The sequence below is a fragment of the Niallia circulans NBRC 13626 genome, assembly GCF_001591585.1.
Lineage (GTDB): Bacteria > Bacillota > Bacilli > Bacillales > Cytobacillaceae > Niallia > Niallia circulans.
The window spans coordinates 128,034-150,331 of the sequence record NZ_BCVE01000001.1; the positions used below are offsets into that span (position 1 = coordinate 128,034).

Annotated in this window: 18 protein-coding genes and 1 riboswitch; of the genes, 2 read left to right on the plus strand and 16 right to left on the minus strand. The window is 34.8% G+C overall.

Translation table 11 applies throughout. From position 1 onward, the window contains the following. Nucleotides 1-393: 393 nt before the first annotated feature. From parC to BCI01S_RS00780, 3 genes are all read right to left on the minus strand, one after another. Complete coding sequence (gene parC / locus BCI01S_RS00770) at nucleotides 394-2,829, minus strand: DNA topoisomerase IV subunit A (RefSeq protein ID WP_047940643.1); 2,436 nt, start codon at nucleotides 2,827-2,829, stop codon at nucleotides 394-396. After that, on the minus strand, nucleotides 2,826-4,805 hold the full coding sequence (parE, locus tag BCI01S_RS00775; protein ID WP_047940642.1) for a DNA topoisomerase IV subunit B: 1,980 nt from the start codon (nucleotides 4,803-4,805) through the stop codon (nucleotides 2,826-2,828). The genes parC and parE overlap by 4 nt, the downstream gene beginning before the upstream one ends. Nucleotides 4,806-5,446: 641 nt before the next feature. Continuing rightward, a complete protein-coding gene (locus BCI01S_RS00780; protein ID WP_061796204.1) occupies nucleotides 5,447-5,860 on the minus strand; it encodes a CoA-binding protein in 414 nt (137 codons plus the stop codon). Nucleotides 5,861-6,442: 582 nt separating this feature from the next. On the opposite strand from BCI01S_RS00780, the gene BCI01S_RS00785 reads away from it, so the two are divergent. Beyond that, nucleotides 6,443-8,131: a methyl-accepting chemotaxis protein gene (locus BCI01S_RS00785; RefSeq protein WP_268874787.1), complete on the plus strand. Its 1,689-nt coding sequence runs from the start codon at nucleotides 6,443-6,445 to the stop codon at nucleotides 8,129-8,131. A gap of 54 nt (nucleotides 8,132-8,185) precedes the next feature. Here the strand turns inward: BCI01S_RS00785 and BCI01S_RS00790 are convergent, their stop codons facing one another. The 7 genes from BCI01S_RS00790 to BCI01S_RS00820 form a co-directional block, all read right to left on the minus strand. Next, nucleotides 8,186-9,898, minus strand: coding sequence for a glycosyl hydrolase family 18 protein (locus BCI01S_RS00790; protein WP_047940639.1), 1,713 nt, complete (start codon nucleotides 9,896-9,898; stop codon nucleotides 8,186-8,188). A 216-nt stretch (nucleotides 9,899-10,114) separates the two neighbouring features. Beyond that, a complete protein-coding gene (locus BCI01S_RS26120) occupies nucleotides 10,115-10,240 on the minus strand; it encodes a hypothetical protein (RefSeq protein ID WP_268874776.1) in 126 nt (41 codons plus the stop codon). Nucleotides 10,241-10,383: 143 nt separating this feature from the next. Next, a complete protein-coding gene (locus BCI01S_RS00800; protein WP_047940638.1) occupies nucleotides 10,384-10,806 on the minus strand; it encodes a GNAT family N-acetyltransferase in 423 nt (140 codons plus the stop codon). Between the two features lie 425 nt (nucleotides 10,807-11,231). Then, the gene (gene thiT / locus BCI01S_RS00805) at nucleotides 11,232-11,813 is read right to left on the minus strand and encodes an energy-coupled thiamine transporter ThiT (RefSeq protein WP_047940637.1); all 582 of its coding nucleotides are present in this window, start codon (nucleotides 11,811-11,813) and stop codon (nucleotides 11,232-11,234) included. A gap of 69 nt (nucleotides 11,814-11,882) precedes the next feature. After that, nucleotides 11,883-11,981, minus strand: a riboswitch (TPP riboswitch). 105 nt (nucleotides 11,982-12,086) lie between these two features. Next, a complete protein-coding gene (locus BCI01S_RS00810) occupies nucleotides 12,087-13,304 on the minus strand; it encodes an MFS transporter (protein WP_061796216.1) in 1,218 nt (405 codons plus the stop codon). 44 nt (nucleotides 13,305-13,348) lie between these two features. Continuing rightward, nucleotides 13,349-13,936, minus strand: a complete 588-nt coding sequence (locus BCI01S_RS00815; protein ID WP_061796222.1) for a TetR/AcrR family transcriptional regulator — start codon at nucleotides 13,934-13,936, stop codon at nucleotides 13,349-13,351. 163 nt (nucleotides 13,937-14,099) lie between these two features. Beyond that, on the minus strand, nucleotides 14,100-15,584 hold the full coding sequence (locus BCI01S_RS00820) for an aminotransferase class V-fold PLP-dependent enzyme (RefSeq protein WP_047940634.1): 1,485 nt from the start codon (nucleotides 15,582-15,584) through the stop codon (nucleotides 14,100-14,102). A gap of 108 nt (nucleotides 15,585-15,692) precedes the next feature. Here BCI01S_RS00820 and BCI01S_RS00825 point away from each other — a divergent pair, with 108 nt between their 5' ends. After that, the gene (locus BCI01S_RS00825) at nucleotides 15,693-16,640 is read left to right on the plus strand and encodes a tyrosine-type recombinase/integrase (protein ID WP_047940633.1); all 948 of its coding nucleotides are present in this window, start codon (nucleotides 15,693-15,695) and stop codon (nucleotides 16,638-16,640) included. A gap of 51 nt (nucleotides 16,641-16,691) precedes the next feature. Here the strand turns inward: BCI01S_RS00825 and spoIIP are convergent, their stop codons facing one another. The 6 genes from spoIIP to BCI01S_RS00855 all read right to left on the minus strand — a co-directional run bounded on the left by spoIIP (nucleotide 16,692) and on the right by BCI01S_RS00855 (nucleotide 22,236). Further along, nucleotides 16,692-17,831 carry a stage II sporulation protein P gene (gene spoIIP / locus BCI01S_RS00830; protein ID WP_047940632.1) on the minus strand — a complete coding sequence of 380 codons (1,140 nt, stop codon included), beginning with the start codon at nucleotides 17,829-17,831 and terminating at the stop codon, nucleotides 16,692-16,694. Nucleotides 17,832-18,089: 258 nt separating this feature from the next. Beyond that, nucleotides 18,090-18,509 carry a 3-hydroxyacyl-ACP dehydratase FabZ gene (gene fabZ / locus BCI01S_RS00835; RefSeq protein WP_047940631.1) on the minus strand — a complete coding sequence of 140 codons (420 nt, stop codon included), beginning with the start codon at nucleotides 18,507-18,509 and terminating at the stop codon, nucleotides 18,090-18,092. Beyond that, nucleotides 18,506-19,111 carry a lysophospholipid acyltransferase family protein gene (locus tag BCI01S_RS00840; RefSeq protein ID WP_047940630.1) on the minus strand — a complete coding sequence of 202 codons (606 nt, stop codon included), beginning with the start codon at nucleotides 19,109-19,111 and terminating at the stop codon, nucleotides 18,506-18,508. The genes fabZ and BCI01S_RS00840 overlap by 4 nt, the downstream gene beginning before the upstream one ends. Nucleotides 19,112-19,685: 574 nt before the next feature. Then, the gene (locus tag BCI01S_RS00845) at nucleotides 19,686-20,558 is read right to left on the minus strand and encodes a Cof-type HAD-IIB family hydrolase (RefSeq protein WP_047940629.1); all 873 of its coding nucleotides are present in this window, start codon (nucleotides 20,556-20,558) and stop codon (nucleotides 19,686-19,688) included. Further along, complete coding sequence (locus BCI01S_RS00850; RefSeq protein ID WP_047940628.1) at nucleotides 20,555-21,328, minus strand: DeoR/GlpR family DNA-binding transcription regulator; 774 nt, start codon at nucleotides 21,326-21,328, stop codon at nucleotides 20,555-20,557. The genes BCI01S_RS00845 and BCI01S_RS00850 overlap by 4 nt, the downstream gene beginning before the upstream one ends. Nucleotides 21,329-21,465: 137 nt before the next feature. After that, entirely contained in the window at nucleotides 21,466-22,236 is a 771-nt protein-coding gene (locus BCI01S_RS00855) for an alpha/beta hydrolase family protein (RefSeq protein WP_235844417.1), read from the minus strand. Nucleotides 22,237-22,298 lie beyond the last annotated feature (62 nt).

Below are 22,298 nucleotides of genomic sequence, written 5' to 3' on the forward strand. Positions count from 1 at the left end.
TTTAGAGTGTCCTTTTTTGGTAAAATCATGTAAGAAAGGAAAAGAAAATTTAATAGAAGGTTTTTGCATAAAGTAAAGCGGCATTATTAGAAGGTAAATGAGCTCTATCGTTCTTGATTTTCGTATTAAAAAAGCGGGGGTTGCTCGGATAAAGGCTGCTATTTTCAGTGGTATTATAAAAAGTAGTATTCATTTGTTTGATGAACGCTATTTTCACCGGCATTCTTCGCAAAAGTGGTTTTCTTTCATTCGATGAACGCTTTTTCCCCTTCGTTCTCTTCAATAGAGGTTTTCATCGCTTTTTCCTATATCCAAAACTTATTCATTTATAAAAAGAAGTTCCCGATTCGCAGGTTAACCTTGCGAATCAGAAACCTCTTATTCTAATATTATTTATACTTGCTCATCGCTAACTTTTTCTTCCCATAATTCAACAATTTTACCTGCTTCTGTTTCATCGATAATAAAGGATCCATTTGAATAGCGATCATTAAAACGAAGATCTGCTGTTTTCACCGATTCAATTTCGCCTTTTTCGGTTTGAATATAAATGGTATCTTGTGCCCCAGCTATTGTCATCCCAACAATTCGGTGTGGATTTGCTTTTAATTCTCGAAGCATAATCAAGCCTCGTTTTGCTCTTCCAGAAAACTCAAATTCAGTGAGTTTCATTTTTTTTATGGAACCGCGTTGCGTAATAATAACGACGCTTTCCTGCTGAGGATTTGTTATAACTTTACCAGCAACAACATAATCATTGTCTTTAAGATTAATACCTTTTACACCAGCTGCTCTTGCGCCAACGATATTGATTTCTTCTTCATGGAATCGTAAGGCATAGCCGATATGAGTTGCTATTAAAACTTCTTGTTTACCGTTTGTTAGGAAAACATCTACTACTTCGTCGACTCCTTTTAGGTTAATAGCAACTAATGGTTTAGAGTAACGCTGTGCTTTATAGTTAATCAACTCTGTTTTCTTTGCCATACCATTTTTCGTAAAGAAAAGCAGATATTGAGTTTGTTCAAAATCTTTTATAGGCATCGCCTTAATAATCGATTCATCTCGGTCAATTGGTATAATATTGGAAATATGCTGACCGAGATCCTTCCAGCGTATATCTGGCAATTCGTGTACCGGTAAATAGAGATAATTGCCTTTGTCTGTAAACAATAACAAGACTTCAGTTGTGTTTACATCTATCTTAGCAAGTATTCTATCTGTATCTTTCATGCCAAAATCTTGGCCATTGCTCGCTGCATAAGAACGCTGGCTTGTGCGCTTAATATATCCATCTTTCGTTACAGTGACAATTACATCTTCACTCGCTATTAAGACTTCAAGATTGATTTTAATTTCTTCAATTTCATCTTGTATTAATGTACGTCTTTCACTAACAAAGCGTTTTTTTACGTCTTTTAGTTCTTTTTTAATAACCGAAAGCAATTTCTTTTCACTTGCTAGGATTGCCGTCCACTCTTCAATTTTTTTAGCCAACTCTGCCGCCTCTGCTTCTAATGCCGTTATATCTGTATTGGTTAAGCGGTATAACTGTAAAGACACAATTGCTTCTGCTTGAGGCTCAGTAAATTGAAAAGCAGCCATTAAGTTATTTTTCGCATCTCGTTTATCTTTTGATGCGCGGATCGTTGCTATAACCTCATCAAGAATAGATAATGCTTTAATTAATCCATCCACAATATGCTCTCGATCTTTAGCTTTTTGCAAGTCGAATTCAGTACGTCGTTTAATCGTTTCTTTTTGATGCTCGATATAAGCATCAAGTAAAGCGATAATTCCCATTAACTTTGGACGTTTATTATGAATGGCAACCATATTAAAGCTGTAGGTAATCTGTAGATCGGTATTTTTAAATAAGAAATTTAGAATTCCGTTTGCATCTACTTCTTTTTTTAACTCAATTACAATTCGCAATCCTGTACGATCCGTTTCATCTCTTACTTCTGCAATTCCTTCAACTTTACGATCCAAACGCAATTCATCAATCTTTTTCACAAGATTGCTTTTATTTAGCTCATAAGGAACCTCGGTAATGACAATTTGCTGCTTGCCGCCTCTTAATGTTTCAATTTCTGTTTTCCCGCGAACAATGATTTTCCCTTTACCAGTCTCATATGCCTTTTTAATGCCTTCTACTCCTTGGATAATACCACCAGTCGGAAAATCTGGACCTTTTATATGTTTCATAACGTCTTCCACTGTACAATTTGGTGAATCCATGCGCTCAATCACACCATCGATAACTTCTCCCAAATGATGTGGTGGTATATCTGTTGCATATCCTGCCGAGATACCTGTAGAACCATTCACTAACAAATTCGGAAATTTCGCTGGTAACACCGTTGGTTCATTGGATGTATCATCAAAGTTTGGAATGAAATCAACTGTTCTTTTTTCAATATCACGGAGTAACTCTGCAGAAATAGCCGATAATCTAGCCTCTGTATAACGCATAGCTGCCGGCGGATCCCCGTCAATACTACCGTTATTTCCGTGCATTTCAATTAGGACATTACGAACCTTCCATTCTTGACTCATTCTTACCATCGCATCATATACAGAAGAATCGCCGTGGGGATGGTAATTACCAATAACATTCCCGACTGTTTTTGCTGATTTACGGAAATGTTTATCATGTGTATTTCCTTCTTCATGCATCGCATAAAGAATACGACGCTGAACAGGCTTTAATCCATCTCTCGCATCCGGTAACGCCCGTTCTTGAATAATGTATTTACTATACCGTCCAAAACGATCACCGAGAACATCCTCTAAAGGTAAATCACGGTATTGCTCTAATGAACTCATGATGGACTCTCCTCCTCAGTGACCATAATATTTTCATTTTCGAGAATATTGCCTTCTTCTTCTAATCCAAATGCAACATTCGATTCAATCCATTTTCTACGTGGCTCAACCTTATCACCCATTAATGTTGTGACACGACGCTCTGCACGGGCCAGATCATCTATCTTAACTCGTATTAATGTTCTTGTTTCAGGATTCATCGTTGTTTCCCAAAGTTGATCGGCATTCATCTCGCCAAGACCTTTATACCTTTGCAAAATATAGCCTTTTCCCACTTTTTTAATGGTATCTTGCAAGTCATCATCACTCCATGAGTATTCAATGACTTCTTTTTTTCCAGAACCTTTACTAACCTTATACAATGGAGGTAAAGCGATATATACCTTACCTGCTTCTACTAGAGGTTTCATATAGCGATAGAAAAACGTTAATAGAAGAACTTGAATATGTGCACCGTCTGTATCAGCATCTGTCATGATGATGACTTTATCATAGTTTGAATCCTCTACTTTAAAGTCGGCTCCCACTCCAGCTCCAATCGCATGAATAATTGTGTTTATCTCTTCGTTTTTAAAGATATCTGCAAGCTTTGCTTTTTCTGTATTAATTACTTTTCCGCGCAATGGAAGAACAGCTTGAAAGCGGCGATCTCGCCCTTGTTTTGCGGAACCACCAGCAGAATCTCCTTCCACTAAATATAATTCATTTCTTTGTGGGTTTTTCGATTGGGCAGGAGTTAGCTTACCAGAAAGAACAGCCTCTCCACGTTTACGTTTTTTCCCGCTTCTTGCTTCTTCTCTTGCTTTTCGAGCAGCTTCTCTAGCTTGTGCCGCTTTAATCGATTTTTTAATTAAAAGGGAGCTGACTTCAGGATTTTCCTCAAAGAAATAAGCTAAGTGTTCAGAAACAACAGCATCCACAGCTGATCTTGCCTCACTTGTCCCTAATTTTCCTTTTGTCTGCCCTTCAAATTGTAATAAATCTTCCGGTACACGTACAGAAACGATAGCAGATAAACCTTCACGGATATCGGAACCATCCAAGTTTTTATCCTTTTCTTTCAGAAGATTAACTTTACGCGCATATTCGTTAAACATACGAGTCATGGCTGTTTTGGCCCCAGCTTCATGTGTCCCGCCATCCTTTGTGCGGACATTATTAACAAAGGACAAAACATTTTCTGAATAGCCATCGTTGAATTGAAAAGCATATTCCACTTCAATCCCGTTACTTTCGCCTTCAAGACTTACGACTGGATGCAAGGTATCTTTCTCTTCATTTAAATATTCAACAAATGCTTCTATTCCATTTTCATAATGGAAAACACCGTGCTCATTATTTCTTTCATCGATAATTTCAATTCTTAGCCCTTTTAATAAAAAGGCAGATTCTCTTAATCGTTCACAAAGCGTTTCATAATTATAAGTGGTTGTTGAAAATATCGCTGGATCTGGCTTAAAGTGAATCGTTGTTCCAGTTTGATTTGTTTTCCCGACTTTTTCTAGTGTGGTGACAGGTTTTCCGCCGTTTTCAAAACGTTGTTCATAAATAAAGCCATCGCGCTTGATCTTTACAACAACCCATTCTGATAATGCGTTCACAACAGAAGCACCTACACCATGTAAGCCGCCACTTGTTTTGTAACCGCCTTGTCCAAATTTTCCTCCAGCATGAAGAATGGTAAAGATAACTTCAGGAGTTGGCTTTCCAATCTTATGCATTCCAGTCGGCATTCCACGTCCTCTATCTTTGACACTAATGGAATTGTCGCGATGAATTTTTACAATAATTGCATCTCCATATCCAGCCAGTGCTTCATCGACTGCGTTATCTACAATTTCATATACAAGATGATGCAAACCTCTAGAATCTGTACTCCCGATATACATACCTGGACGTTTTCTGACAGCTTCTAAACCTTCTAACACCTGAATGGCATCATCATTATATTCGAATGCTTGCTGATTTTTTGCCACTGACATACCCCTTTCACTTCTACAAATCCGACATAGTATCTTTCTATGTATCATGTCGAACAATTGTTTATGTATTCGTCTAAAAAACGAATTATCCTCTAAGATTCAAAACATTTATCGGAAAATTGTTTATTAGGCAGTTAAGAATTTTTGTCACTTTCTTATATAAAGCTAATTTCTATCGTTAACAATAATTCTAAAACAGCCCTGCTTTTTATTAGACGAGTTTAAAAGAAGGCTTTTTCTACTAACCTTCTTTTTTCAAATTATCGAATTTTAATAAACAGTTGTTGATACCTGTCTGATTAAGAACATTTGTTCTCATTTCGTATTGTAGCACATATTCTCATTTTTCACGTTCAATTTCCATTTTATCTTTCGATTTTTTCCCGACAAAACCAATATTATACCAATAATGGCAAAAGCAAAAGATTTTTTTAAAGAGGATTTCCTCTTTTTATCTATATTATGTTAACACAGATTCTATGGAAAAACGAATAAGATTATAAATACTGTCTTCTTTTTTTTAAAATTGATAACGTTTTAACCACTCAAACAAACAGTCTTTATAGGATAAATGCTATTCTATTACAAACGACAAAGCAGAATGATTAGTGACAACCATTCTGCTTTGTCGTTTCCTATTTTGTCATCGCATGTTCTACTTTAATGCAGCGATCCATGATTACCGTATAGCCTTTTTCTGTTAGATCATGAAATGTTTCTTCATGTACAAGCCCCAATTGAGCCCAAAATACATCTGCATCTATTTTTTCAAAGTCAGCTGCAACCTCTGGTAAGAATTCCGATCTTCTAAATACATTAACAATATCAACATGTCCCTCGATATCTGTTAATTGCTTAACTGCTTTTACACCTAGCACTTCGTCCACCGTTGGATTTACGGGGATAATTTCATATCCTGCCTTTTGCATTGCCTCTGAAACCATATAGGATGTTCTGGAAGGATTATCGCTTAAGCCAACTACCGCAATTTTTTTCGCTTTTTTTAAAATTTTTCCAATTTCTTCTCGACTTGGATTTTCAATTGTCATTAAAATCGCTCCTTTTCCAATTCATTTCTAGTATATTTCCCCAAAGAGGGAAGAAAAAACGATGGAAAGCATAATAGAATACACTATAACAATAGCAAATTTTTCCACACTTCAAAAGAAAATTGCATTATTTACAAAGATTTATTCCAACCTAAAGTTTTTAGCAATATCTAAACATCTGCAGGGATCATTTTCAAATAATACCTTAAATCTCCCCACTTATCATTCTAATAAATGCTCGCAAGACTTATATCGGTTCCCAGAAAGCACGCTTTTCCATTGTTTTATATTGAACACTGAAGCAATATTATTCATTATAATTCCCTCTATCCCTTCCAAAATAGTTACTCTAAAAACAATGTGCTTCCATTTTTTAATTCATTATCGCTTCTTTTTAAAACAAAATTGGTATTTATTACTAGCCTTTTTCCTTTGTTTTTTTAGAAAAAAAAAGTAGAAACATCCAGCGAAAAAAATATTTTCAAAAGTTACTTATATACTGCTTATCCCTGCCGATATAGTAGTGTAAATATTATTTTAACTTAAAGGAGAAATCTGCTTGAAACTACTAAAAATCTAAATATTACCAAGAAACTTTTTATCATTATTTTAGTAAGTGCCCTTTCTCTGGGAACTATTGGATACACGGGATTGCACTACATTAAAGATATGGCAAAAGATTCACAAGAAATGTATGAGAAAAGTTTAATACCGATATCCAATCTTATGCAGATGAGAATTAACACAAGAGCTAGTAATGGCTACACTTTAGAGCTCTTACTTACTACTGATTCAGCCAAAAACAAACAATTAAATGATCAGTTAACAGCTACATCTCAAGAAACGGATCAGCTGTTGTCTGAATTTTTAAAAGAAAACTTAACAAGCGAGGAAAAAGAGCTTGTTACCGTATATAACGAAGAAATGCAAAAGTTAAATGATGCAAGAAAAGATGTTATCTCACTTGCCTTACAAAATAAAAATGAAGAAGCCTACCGTATTTTTACAACTGATGTTGAGGAATATAGAATCAAAGTAAATGACACTCTTACAGCGCTTCAAAACTTAAAAGCTTCTTCTGCAGAAGCTACTTATAAAGAAAACTTAGATAGTGTACAAAAAATTACTATTTTTGTCTTTATCATTAGTATTGTTGCTCTCATTCTCTTATTATTTATTAGTCTTATTATCAGTCGTATGATTGTAAGACCAGTAAAACAAATAAAAGATTTGTTATTTAAAGCAGAACAAGGAGACTTTACAGTAAAAGGAACCTATCAATCAAAAGATGAAATAGGTGAACTAACTACCTCTTTCAACCGAATGACGGAGAAACTCCGAAATGTATTTAGCACTGTTCAGGAATCCTCACAGCATGTAGCGTCTGCATCGGAAGAACTTAGTGCAAGTGCAGAACAAAATAGCAGTGCAAGTGAGCATATAAGCCTGACTATTCAAGAATTAGCAACTGGCTCTGAAACACAAGTAATGAAGGTAAAAGAAAGCAATCAAGTCATCACAACAATCTCGGAACATACAAATTCAATTGCTGCACATACGGAAAAAATGTCTGAAAACGTTAAGCATGCATCTGAAGTGTCGACAGAAGGCAACGAAGCTATTCAACAAGTAAATAAGCAAATGAATTCGATATACTTAAACGTTAATAGTCTTTCAGATGCAATAAGCATTTTAAATGAACGTTCAACCGAAATTGGCCAAATCACGGATGTTATTACCGGAATCTCAGCCCAAACAAACCTGTTAGCTTTAAATGCAGCTATCGAAGCTGCTAGAGCTGGTGAGCACGGAAAAGGATTTGCGGTTGTTGCCGACGAAGTAAGAAAACTTGCAGAAGAATCAACGGCCTCTACCGAAAATATTGCGAAGCTAATCCACATGATCCAAAAGGATACTGAGCAAACCATTGAAACAATGAAAAAAGCTTCCAACGAAGTTCAATCTGGATTAGATATTGTGCAGATTGCCGGAAACTCTTTTCAAAAAATTGAAATAGCTGTAAAGAATGTAGTTGGTCAAATCGAAGAAATATCGAAAGCCTTAGTGAAATTTACAGAAGGTACAGACATTATTAACCATACAATTTACGAAGTAAGTGATGTTGCGATTGAATCCGCAAATAGGACACAAAATATATCTGCAGCAACCCAACAACAGCTTGCTTCTATGGAGGAAATTTCCTCTTCTTCCTTATCTCTTGCAAAATTAGCTGAAGAGTTACAAACAATAGTTAATTTATTTAAGATATAAAATGCTATCAAAAACCACTTTCCTTTGTATGGGAAAGTGGTTTTTAAGCATTACTTATTGTTCTTTTTTCTCTAAAGATAAAGCAGACCATGCTGCTTCATTAGCAAAGGTACGCGACCAACTCGCAAGTCCAGCTAAGTTATACTTTTCGACTAATTCTGCTCTCTTCGTTAAAGATAATTCATCTTCCAGCCAAATTTTAAAGGTTGATTTCGTTTTTTTATCATAATATTCCCCATAATTTTGACCGCTCGCTTCATCATAGGTAGGAGTAACTTTATGTTCTTTTAACCACTCCTCCACACTTTCCATCGAAAGTGATTTAGAGGATAATTCTCCATTTTCTTTTTCTTCCCATAGTCGCGCATATAATGGTACTCCGAGGACAAGCTTATCATTTGGAACAATGTCAAGTAATGTTTCTAAATTTGCTTCAACCCATGGAAAACTTGCCACACTTCCAGGATTCGGGCTTGTTGCCCAATGCTCATCATATGCCATTACAACAAGATAATCGACAATCTCAGCTAAATGGTCTCGCTGTAAGAATGCTGAATAATTTCCGCCAGCTATAAACGTTATATCCATTGACACAGTCAGACCCGCATCATGTAAATAAGGTGTAGCTTCTCTCACAAATTGGGTGATATATTTGCCATCTTCTTCCCGAACATTTTCAATATCAATGTTAATTCCATCTAAATCGTACATTTCACTATAGACTAAGAGTTGTCTAATCACCGTTTGCCTTTTCTGATAGTCTTTGAATACTTCGTGTGTTTTATCAGGATCAAAATCATTAGAAAACAATCCCCACACTTGATAGTCTTGTTTATGCGCCCAATTAACATAAGCTTTTGAGCCTAAATTACTAACATTACCATCATTCCCCTTCAGTTTAAACCAAGTTGGGGATACAACATTTACACCGTGCATTTTTGAAATCTTTGAAGTATCTGGATTTCTTGAATAAACAGCTTCCCATGTTAATTGGATTGGTCCATTGACCTTCTTCAATTTAGGTTCTTTCTGTTCTAATTCAACTTCAACAACCTCTGATTTCCCTTTATCTACATATTGCTTTTTTACAAACCCAGCAATTCCATTCGCTTTTCTTACAAAATAAAAATCATCTACATCTTTTTCAATTGTTACATGCTCACCAGGTGCTAATTCCCCTGTGTAAGGAGATCGTAATGCAGCCTCTGAACGCAATCTGGTGAAATCCTTTCTAACTTTTTTCGTAGTAAATATTCCACTTGCTCTTTCTTGTCCATTTTCCTCTAAAAGCACCACATGGTCATCCTCTACTAAAGTGTATTGGATTGGATAAAAGCTTGCTAATGGATCTAAGGCCAAGTAAACTGTTCCATTCTCATCTCTTAATGGATGAAAGGAAAGTTTAGTGTTTTTATTATTTACATAATAGGAAACAGAATCGGACGGAAATTGGATCACTTTATCTTTAGTCGTTACAATAACGGAATTACTATTCTCATCAAAAGTGATACTTTCATCTATTTTTTCCTGCCAAATATTTAGCGGCAAATAAACCGTCCCCTTGTCTATAATGGCATTGCCGACTTGTTCTCCATTTAATAATACAGGATTTTCCCCTTTGAAATAATCCACCTTATCCTTATTGCCAAATGGGTAAAACATTAGCATAATGAAAGATATAGCGACTATTAATGCCGCTATGATAATACCGCCAATTAATTTTCTCTTTGTTGGCTTTTTTTGAAATGAATAATTTATTTCTGTCATTTTTACCTCCTTGAAGTAGTCCCTGCAAACGGATTCTATCAAAATCTAGACGATTTTCGAATGATAATAGTTTCATATTAACACAGAATTCGACAAAAAATAGAACCATCCAAACGGAAGGATGGCTCCCTTACTTAAGTTCTATAAAGTTATTACTAGTTCAGGAATACGGTATACATCCATTCTTTTTTCGATTCTCTACTCCTATGTCTTTTTCTATTCTAAATCTTTTAAATTTATCTTTTTAACAGAAAAAGAAAAGAAAACACTGATAATCACATAGTAAATACCTAAAATAGCAAAACAGTCTGTTGCAACTACGATTAGTTCTTTCTGCAGCATGATATATCTCCAACCGAAAGAACTAAGCAAAAATATTAATGGAAAAAATAAGAATAAAAGGATGAATATAAAATTTCTCTTATTATTCATTACCAATTCTCACCTCACTTCTGGAAGTACCTTCTAATATGCTTATCAATACCTTATTTATTGTACTCAAGGAAGGTTTTCCTATATCCATAAAATGACCGGAAGCCTTTGCTTTCATAATAAGTATTAGAAGTACTGCTAGCAAGCATTTCCACTCTGGTTAAGGGGTATTTACTATGTACATAGTATAAGAGTGCTTTCCCAAGACCAATCCCTCTATAGTTCGGATCAACGAGTAATTCGCAAATAAACAAAGTAATCGAACGATCGGTAATACCTCTAATATAGCCTATTAATTGATCATTAAGAGTAGCGACATAGGCAGCATTCGAATGATTCCAGGCAGACTTAGTATCTTCTTTATTCTCTACTAAGTTAGTCCAGTGTTCGAGTTTGTTTAATTCATGAATCGATTGGAAATCATCTTCTTTATATGGACGAATTTGAATAGCTAACCCATTTTTTAAATTAATCACTTTCACACACCTACTTTTCTAATTTTTAAATATTATAGTGGTCATTGGCGTATTGCAATCTTTCATTATTAAAAATCTGATTTTCCCTTTTGGAATATTGTACCATATGATAAGAAAAGACGCTCCTAAAGGAACGTCTCAGACCGTCGACAAACTCCTAATTCAGTAATTAGGAGTTTGTCTTAGTTTATAAATATGCATCTTTTAAATAAGAGTTGATTTCCGCTGCAGGGGTTCGCTTTCCGCGGGGCTCGCGCTGAGCCGCTTCGGCCTAAGGCCTGCAGGGTCTCAGACTGTCTCGCAGATCCCACAGGAGTCTCACCCCTTCCACTCCAATCAATGCATAATAATTCCATTTGCATTTCCTAAATTCCTTTTGTCAACAAGCTGAGACGCTCCTAAAGGAACGTCTTCTTTTGTACTCTTTAATTTTTAGAAACACCATTTACAGGTCGATCAAGTACAATACGCGGAGCAGAAACTACTAAAAGAACAAGAATAATCGAACATAAAATAGTTGCTCCTAAGTAGGAACCACCGTTTACAATCAAGGAATTGATAAATGGTGACATACCTTCTGGTGCAAATTTTGCCCATACAGTTACACCTGCAATGAAATGCCAAATATAGCGAGTAAACCCACCAACAACCACTGCCAAAATAATTAAGCCAGTCGCTAATCCTTTTTGTTCCGTTTTTAAAGCATTTTGAATTGAGGAAGCAAATAGTCCAGCAAAGCCAATACAAGCAAATGCAACTAAATATTCTAAAATTACTTGCCAGAATGTTAAAGCTTGTAAATCAAAAACTATTTGCAGTAGTCCCCATAAAAATCCTGCACTTGCACTAGCTTTAAAGCCCCAGCGAAATGCGACGATAAAAATAGGTACCATGGCAAAAGAAATCGAAGTATTAAATATTGGGATAGATGGCAATAAATCAAGGATAAGTGCAATTGCCGCCATGATTGCCACTTCTATCATGACAACTAATTTCATATTTTTCATAAAAAAATCTCCTTTTTCTGCAGACCAAAAGGAGAACTAACGCGCGAAATGAATAATATAGCAATACTATATAAACTCTTCCCACATTCCTACGTTAGAATTAACTAACAGGTTCGAAGGGTCAGATCGATTGATCACTCTCAGCATTACGCTCCCCTTGTGGTTTGCTTTTTATCAAATTACATTTATTATAACATAGATTCTCCTTATAAATAGACGTTTTCCTTAAATAAAATTCAGACGTTAATATTTATAGCATCAATAATGAGATTTTTAAACTGTTTGGGTTATGTTCATTTGTTTTTTAGAATTTGTTTCCTTTTTAACAACATAACCCATTAATAACAAGCCTAATATCCCAAATGAGAATAATCCTAAAGACATCGTTAAGGCAGAAATTTGGGTGCTTATAGTAATTGCTAAGCCAGCTACTATCATCTGTCCTTGACCAATCAATCCATTCAGAGCTAAATAAGAGCTACGGTAATTTTCATTCACTAAATCTGCAAGGATGCTTTGATTAATCAGAACATACATCAATTCGCCTATTGAAATAAACAGCATCATCATAATAAGCCATAATGGTGACGAGATATAGGTTAGGATACAATAACTAACCACAAATAAACACATTCCTATAAAATATTGCTTATTGTCCGATATTTTTTTCATCATCCATGTAACAATACCTACACAAAAAACTACCAGTATAGTATTTTCCGCATGAAGAATTCCCACCATATTGATACCATTTACAGGAAGGATTCCAAAAAGGTTAGTATCTTGCATTGTATCTCTTAAATGAATGGCAATATAATTTGTTAAGTGGCTCTCAAGAGAGAAGATAAGGAAGCAGGAAAGTAAATAAATCATAAAAGTCCGGTCTTTCCAGACATGAAGATAATTAGACCAAATAGTAAATTTAGATTTATTGTCGCTCCTTAAAAATTTATTTTTCATAAGAGATTCTTTAATAAATACATAGGTAACTAAGCTTGATCCAAGTGACACAATACCAACTAATAGGAAGAAATAGAAATGATAGTCAATAAAGAAAAATGCTCCTGTGATAGTACCAAGTGCGGTTGCTAAATTTGCTAGCCAATACATCGCTGTAAAAACAAATTTCCGTTGCTCTGCCAATACTAAATCATGAATCATTGCTGTAGATGCAGGGAAAAACATGCCATTAAAAAATAAATTAATCATAAATAAACCAGCGCTTATATATGGTAGATTAATCCATGGTGAATTAAAGACTGCAATAAAAAGATAGGTTATTCCTATGCCCGCTTCTGCTATTATCATCATTTTTCTTCTCCCGATTCTGTCTGCCAAGTAGCCGCCGATTAATGCGCCAACTATACCAGAGAGAATGACTATGATGACAATTACTCCTGTTAGCGTTGATCCGATTAGTGAGCTAAAATAAACAGATATATAAGGGATGATTGCACTTGATGTTAAAGAAGTAACAAACTGTAAATACATGCGGATACGAAGGGAAATATGTAATTGCTAAATGTTTTCATCGGCTATTCCCCTTCCATACCAAATAAACGGTAAGCTTGATTTGTAAATGTGCTTGTAAACATAGCATGCGCATGATCTGAATAGGTTAACCGAGCTCCCATTAGGAAAGCCAGATATCCATACCCCACCTCTTTGGAGTTACTTTTTGGCAAGAAGCCTTTTTCCATTCCTATATGAACAATTTCTTGAATATAAACTAAAAATAGTTCAACAAATTCATCTAATGCATGAATTTCAGCGAATCTATCTGGCTGCCCAATCACATATTGCACAATACGAAGTTCTTTTTCGGACTCCATGAATAAATTCAGATGTTTTTGAATGATATATTTAAGTTTTTCTTCAGTTAAATCAGTAAGTTCATTTTTGGTTTCATTTATTATCTCCTTAAATAATTGGAGAGGTCTATTTACACATTCTGTAAACAAAGTTTCTTTATTTTCATAATAAGTAAATACCGTTCCAAAACTAACACCTGCTTCTGCAGCAATATCCTTAATGGTTGTTTTACTAAAACCGTTATGTGAAAACAACTTTAAAGCAGCTTGGTAAATATCTTCTTTTTTTTGTTCAGATCTTGGTTTAGCCATTTGAATTCCCCACTTCTTAAATGATTGATTAATCAATCATATTATATAAAAGAAAATATTGGTAGTCAAACTCTTTTTGTGAAATTTTCAAACTATTTATCCCCTTACTAAAAACTCCCTTATTAAGGGAGTGAAGTAAATGTATGCCGCTCGTTGCTGCCGCTTATATCGTAAACAAATCTTTCACCTGTAATTTATTTCTTCTTAATGATTGATATTCACAAGAGAAAGGCTTTGTTACATAGTCCCTTACCCATTCATCTTGGTATTTTAGAATCTTTTTAATAGCCTCCACTATATAGTATACTTCTGCGTTGCTCATTGTAGGATGTAAGGATATTCGCACCCACCCTGGTTTATGGGAAAAATCTCCTTCTTGTATTTCTTTGCTTATTGCTTTGGAATATTCCTTTGTAATTGGTAGTAAATAATGTCCGTATGGACCAGCACACGAACAGCCGCCCCTTACTTGTATACCAAAGCGATCATTCAATAATTGTACGACTAAATCATAATGAATATCTTCACAAATAAACGAGATAATGCCTAACCTATCTTCATTTTCTCCTTCTAGTATGCGAACTCTATTGATTTTCTTCAGTTCTGACATAGCTAATTGAATTAACTCCTTCTCTCTAGCCGCTATTCTTTCTATTCCCATTTCTTCTTTTAGTTGTATACATAACGCTATTTTAATCGCTTGTAAAAATCCTGGCGTTCCCCCATCTTCCCGTTCTTCATCCTCTTTTTTGTAGAGGATATCTCCCCACTCATTCGTAAAATCAACGGTTCCCCCTCCTGGCTGATCCGGTATACTGGAATAAATAAGCTTCTTTGACATCACTAGCACTCCGCTTGTTCCCGGTCCACCTAGAAATTTATGAGGTGAAAAATAAATAGCATCTAATCGTTCCTCTTTATTATCAGGATGCATATTCATTTCTACATAAGGAGCTGATGCCGCAAAGTCAACAAAGCAATAGCCTTTATACTTATGCATTATTTTTGCCAGCTCGTGGTAATTTGTTTTCCTTCCAGTAACATTAGAGCATGCTGTAAATGCCCCTATTTTTAATGGGATGTCCTTATATTGCTCTAGCAAAGATTCTAAATGTTCCTTGTTGACATCCCCATTGTCATTTGGCTTAATCATTATGACATCTGCATTTGTCTCCAGCCATGATAAATAATTAGAATGATGTTCCATATGAGTGACAAATACTACAGCAATTTTCTCCTTTTTCGCACATGCACAGCTATTCTTTAAACCTATTATTCTTTGTAATTTATTAACAACCCCTGTCATACCAAATCCATCGAATAAAATAATGTCATTTTCGTCTGCATGAACATGCTTTTTGATAATTCGCTTTGCTTCCTTATATGCCTTAGTCATATAAGTACCTGTAATATTTGATTCCGTATGTGTATTAGCAACATAAGGACCTAATTTATTGATAATCTTCTCTTCAATAGTCTTATATAATCTGCCGCTTGCCGTCCAATCCGCATATAGCAGCTGCTGCGTTCCATAAGGTGTAGAAAAGGTTACATTATTGCCAATGATATTATGCTTAATTTTTGAAAAATAATGTTCTAATTTAGTATGATATTGGTAGACAGACTCACCAACTTTAATTCTAATCAATTTAAATATCCCCTTTCTCTCTCCTTCTTTAACCTATGTCAAAATAAGAAGAGAGGTTATTGCATTTCGGATAGTTTGAAAAAAATTCATAAGAAGGATGGAACATATATGATGATTACCTTGCCTGATTATGCACTTGACTATATGGAGAACTTAAATCAATCTGGACGAAGCAAACTTACATTAAAACAGTACGAATCTGATTTAAAGAAATTTTTCAGCTGGCTTTCTACATACAAGGAAAATACTAAATTTGAAACAATAAAGGCATTAGGAGCTGATGACATTCGCGCTTACTTTCATTATTTAAAGGAAAAGCAACTGTCACAGGCAACAATACGCCGTCTGGCATCTGTCCTTAGCAGACTAATGATGTACCATCAATGTGTTTGTGCCCATGAAATTCATAAACTAGCTGAAGCTGCCCCATTGCGTTCCCTGACTACAAAAGATTTTATTACAAGTGAAGAATATAATAAATTATTGCAAAATCTGCTGACAAAGGATTTTGAAGGAACCAAAAAATCGGCTCGAAACTATCTGCTGACAAGAAATTGGACAATTGTGGCTTTATTAAAAACTTTTGGCCTGACACCTCTCGATATACATAGTATTGAAATGAAAGATGTAAACTTAGCACAAGGAGAACTAACTCTGCATAGAGAGGATAATGCGTTCCTTCTCGCCATTCCAAGTGATATTCTGACAAAATTACGAGCATACTACTTTTCCATTCCGGAAGTCCTTCGACCAAAATATTATTCTAATGATCCTGTGTTTGCCGCCTTTAACAATATTTCTTATTCTTTTCAATATGATTATGATCGACAAAAACCAAAAGCTCTGTCTGTCCGCGCTATTCAAGAAATGATTAAAGATGAAGTAAGAAGAGCAGGTTTACGTAAAATTTCTGCAGTCAATTTTCGCAATGCTGCTATATTAAAAGAACTAGCATTAGGAGTGAGCGATGAGAAGGTAATGCACCAATTTCATTTAACAAGTGAAGCTGCACTTAGAAGGTATAAACAATATTTGCAAAATAAAATCAATAGTTAAATAGAAAAAAGCTGGACCTCCAATATAAAAGGTGGTCCAGCTTTTTCTTCGTTATTGCTGTGTCGCATCATTTTCTTCCCAATACACCTTTGAGAATACGTCAGCAAATGCTGCAATGCTGCGGTTCAATTCTCCTTGCGTATTGTCTATCCCACCTACTTCAAGTAGGATAGCACGGTCAGAAAAGTTCTGATTGTATACTCCGTTTCCTTCTTCTTTTCCCTTAAGGAATACGCCTCTTGATATCCCAGGGTATTTTTTTTGCAGTTCAGCATGAAGCTTTTTGGCAAATTCTTGATTTTTTTCATATCCTTTATTCGCATTGCCTATAATAAATAGTAATTTGGCATAGTTTTTGCCATTAATCGTAGCACTAGTAGTTTTTTTCCTTGCTGAATCTCGGTGTATATCAATTAAATAGTTTATATGTTTATTTTCGCTAACTGCTGTCTCCACCACTTCTTTAGAAACGGCATAAGATGAGAAGAAATTCCAGCCTCTATCAAGAAGCTTTTGGTTAATATTTGTTTTATCTAATTGCACGCCAATCCCTTCATCTTGCAATAGACTACTTAATTTATTACTTAATCCAACTACATTAGCCCGTTCATCTGAGCTGACTGCTTCATTTTCATTTGCATTCTTTAAAAGTGGTAGATAGGCTTCTAGATTATGAGTATTGTAGACCAACACTGTTTTATTTTTTGGAGTAGTAACTGGTGCTTTGTTATCTGAAGGCTTTTCTTCCTTCTCCACTTTTTCTTCATCTACTTCTTTAGGATTTTTCATAAGCTCTTCGGATGGTGTTGACTCAAACGGAAGATTAGCAAGACTTGTCCCTTCTTCTGCGACAACTATTTCAGTATGAAAAAAAGTCAAAGCAGGTAGTTCTCTTCCTAAAAGTGTGCGCGTGTCATCTAAACGAATATTAGTGGCAATTTGAAAAAGAATATTTCCGATTGAAAGTCCCTTTCCATCTGATTTTGGAAAAAGATGATTTTCACTATGAAATATTTCTGTATAAATTTCCGTTGTATTTACAGATTTTAAGATATTGGCAACATTATCAGAAGTTAATTTAAAGGAAAAAATAGAGGTCGTGATTCCCGCAATAAGGATAAACATTAGGATGATTCCTAATATTGTTGTGTTCAAATATTGGATTAATGTACGTGTTTTGGAGGTTTGCATATAGGTACATCCCCTTTCTCCTTATAGATATATGTCTATTTACTAGAAAATAGTCTTGTAATCTATGAAATATTTGATAGGGAATTGTAATTATTTTAAGGAGGATTTATAAATTTTTTTATTATTTTGGATGCGTAAAATTTATGATAGAAACTGTTGAAAACTGCTATAATTAGCTATCTAATCTTCCATAAAAATTAAAAATCACCTTCTAGAAAAATTGTCCATTTCTAGAAAGTGACCAAGTATTGGCATTGCTTATTGAAAGGAAAAAAGAAACTCTGCTTCACAAATCAATTCACCAGCTACTGTTGCTTTACCTCTTGCTTTAGCAAAGCTATTTTTCACCTTTTCAACCATTACTTCCATACAAAGCTCATCCCCAGGAAATACAGGCTTACGAATTTTGGAATGATTTATGCCTGCTAATAAGGCAAATTTATTCCTATGTTTTTCTTCACTATGAATAGCTACTGCAGTAACTTGAGCAATCGCTTCAATTATAAGGACGCCTGGCATAATCGGATTATTTGGATTTTGTCCCGTTGCAAATGTATCTTCCTTGTTAATTTGCTTTACTCCAACTGCCATTTTGCCTTCTTTTAACTCTAATATTTCATCTACTAAAGGCAGAGGATACCGACTTAGTATATCCTTCACTTTCTGTAGATTCATCATTGCTTACCGCCTCTTTTATCTAATTCATTTTGTAATTGTGCCATTACATCACTTAATTCCCTTGTAATATCAGCTGGATCTTTTTTTGTACCATCTTCCTTTTTCAAGGAAATTGGATCACCGAATATAACATGTATTTTCCTGCCCCTTAAAAGACCCTTTAAATCTGTTGGACCACTATAAGCTGCTGGAACGATAGGCACTCTCGCCAAGTTTGCAATGGTAGCAGCTCCCTTTTTTAATGGCACATCCTCAGAAGTTCTTGTTCCACTAGGAAAAATTCCTACTATCTTCTTGTCCTTTAATAGTTTTACTGGCGTTTTTATACTGCTTGGGCCTGGATTTTCTCGATCCACTGGAAAAGCATTAATACTATGCAAAAATTTAGCTGCTTTTGGTTTATTAAATAACTCTTTCTTTGCCATAAAGTGAATTTCATTTGGTAATAAAGAAGTACCAAGCGCAACCACATCCACCCAGCCAATATGAGAACATGCAACCACATAACCAGTATCTTGCGGTAATTTATCTTTATTGATTACCTTTGTTCTTCCAAAAATTTTTAAGACAACATTTGCAAATCTGCTCGTAAATGCATACATTTTTTCTTTCTCCTTTATGTAAAAATTACTAATATTTATGTGTAGCATTACTATATATATAAGATTTTTAAAATGGCCAAATATTCCGCTGATAAAAACCGCTATCAAAAATAATATCATCTGCTATTAGTACTAGATACTATTTTTTTACTACCTACTTATTATATCTCATTCTCGTTAAAAAAAATAGTATCAAACCATTACAAAATAGGCATCTCCCAGTTGAAGGATCTATTGTAATTAAAGTAGTAATTAAAAAATATGGATAAATTAAAATAGATTCGCTATAAAAATTCAATGTATCGAACTAATTTTCAAACAAGTTTCTTAAACCCTTCTTGCTGATATGCATAGGACACAGCAAAACGCCTAAGACCTTGCAGACAAATGGCAGAAAGCAATTTTTGCGCTATTCCCTTGGAAAGGGCCGTGTAATCAAGCTGCAAATAATGACATAAGCTTTCTTTATCCAAATTAAAAAACCTAAACAATCATAAGAGATTATAAATGACTTCTCCGTATAATTGTTTAGGTTTTATTTAATTCTAAGACTTATATCCATGCGGCTTTCCTATTATATAGTAATCGAGGACAATACTATCCGCTTAATCGTATTTGCGACTCCATCCTGGTCATTCGTTTCAGCGACCTCTTGTGAAGCATCTTTTACATCCTGCCTTGCATTTCCCATCGCTACAGGATATCCGACCTTGATTAACATCGATAGATCATTCATACTGTCACCCATTGCTAACACATCTTTTAAGTGAATTCCTAAGTGATTCGCTAGTTTTGTCAATGCGTTTCCTTTGGAGGCATCCTTATGCTCAAATTCAAAATTATAGGTTCCAGATGAAACAAGAGTGATGGCGGAATCATCTTCGAATGTTTTCCATCCAGCGTCTAGCTTCTCTTTATCAAAGGAAAATGCCAAAATATTATAGACATCAATTGCAGGATTTTCTATTTCTTTATAGCTATCAATATAAGAAAATCCAGTTTGCGAAAATTGAATAGTCGCATGCTTTTCAAGCTCTTCTCTGCTAATTTGAGGATTTGCCGTACATAAACGATCAAGTTCAATTGCAATTAATTGTCTACCACGCTGTGGCGAGTAAAGATAATCGCTGCTAAAAACTTCATAATAGTAATCTCTCTCATCTAACCATTGTAATAGACTCATTGCTTTTGGCTTATCCATCGGAAGATGATCAAATAGGTTTCCTTCTGGATCATGAATGGTCGCACCATTTGCGCCAATAACCCAAGTTTTTAATCCAGTTTCTTTGAAAATCTCCATAACATCTGGATAGTTTCGACCTGTTGCTACAATTACTTCTATTCCTTTTTCTTGTGCACTTTTCAAACTGGCTGCATTTTCTGGACTAATCTTACTTTCATGATTTAAAAGAGTGCCATCTAAATCGGTTACAATACATGTAATCATCCTTCTCCATCCTTCCTGTCTGCCACTAATAACTCCACACCATTTTCCTTTAATAACTGAATAAACCATTCTTCCGGTTCTTTATCTGTGATAAAGAGATCAATATCGGAAAGATTCGCGAATTGGTAAAAGTCAGTAATGCCTATCTTGCTATTATCACCAACTACAATAACCTGCTTTGCTTGCTGCATCATCTTTTTTTTAACATCACCGTCTTCTTCGTCGACAATTGTTAGTCCTTTTTCAGATATACCGACAATACCAATAAACACTTTATCTACATAATATTTATCTAATCGTTGAATAACAGAATTCCCGTATAAATAGCGATGTTCTTTTTGCATCACTCCACCTAATAAATGAATTTTCGGCAATTGCTTATCTGATAAAATATCCGCCAAATTGATAGAATTTGTTATCACTGTACATTCTTGATTAATAAAACTTCCGATTGCCTGCACAGTGGTGGAGGCGTCTAAAATAATATGATCATTTTCTCGAACAAAGGATGCAGCTAATTTTCCAATTGCTTTCTTTTCTTCTGATACAGCTTTCAATCGATTATGATAATTATCTACTTTACGATGAATTTTTGGTAAAAGTGCACCACCCCTTGTTCGAATAATTACTTGTTCCTCTTCTAGTTTTACTAAATCTCTTCTAGCTGTATCTCTGGAAACATGAAAGAGGGAACAAATTTCTTCCACTGTTATTTTTTCATGCACATTTAAATACTGAATAATGTCCATTAATCTTTGCTCTTGTGCCATATTATCCCCTCAAATTCATTTCATCTATTTACATTTTAAGTTATTCACTTATAAATTTCCATTAAAATAAGCAAAATAATTATTTTCACTTAAAAAAAACGCAAACGGATATCTACTTCATCCATTTGCGTTTTTAATTATTTCCTTTCTAACCAGTCAACCGTTCCATTAATCAGCTTCATAAATTGGCTGCCAGATGAGAAAGTATGTATTCCCTCTTCAATAAATACGGATTCAACAGTTCCTGTATTTCTAGTTAAATATTCATTTTTATATTTATTCAAATAGTGATAAGGAATATCCTCATCAGCAGTACCGTGCACAAGAAGAACATCTCCTGAAAACTTATGACAACTCTTTAATGGATTATAATCTATTAAAGAATCGAAATAAGTTTGATAAAAAGAATAGCCGTAAAAATCAACGACTTCTCTTTCTGCTAATTCAGACAATCTCTCTTCTCCAAATATTCGTTTAATATCAACCGCTGGATCCCCGACAGCAGCCCACTGAATTAACCGTCTGACTCGTGCATCTTTGATAGCTGTCAATACAGCGACAGCTCCACCCAAACTATGGCCAAGTAAAATAAGTTCCATTATCGAGAATTTTTCATAAGCAAATTGAATAATGGCTTCTGTCTGATCGATTAAATCAGACAATTTTGTGCTGCCATACTCACCACTAGATTCGCCACATCCCCTATAATCAAAACGAATCACTAAATAACCCAATTCTGTCAGTACATTACTTGCCTTAACAAACAAGCGATCAACGCCAATTCTACTGCCAATTAACCCATGGCACATTATCACTACTTTATATTCATTCTGTATTTTCTTTGGATAATCAACAGACAAAACAATGGTATCGTCTTTCCAGTTGATTGATCTTACCTCGGTCATCATTTCCTCCCCCTAAACCTTCATACATCTATTATACATTATTCCTACCTGTTTAGTAAGTTTAA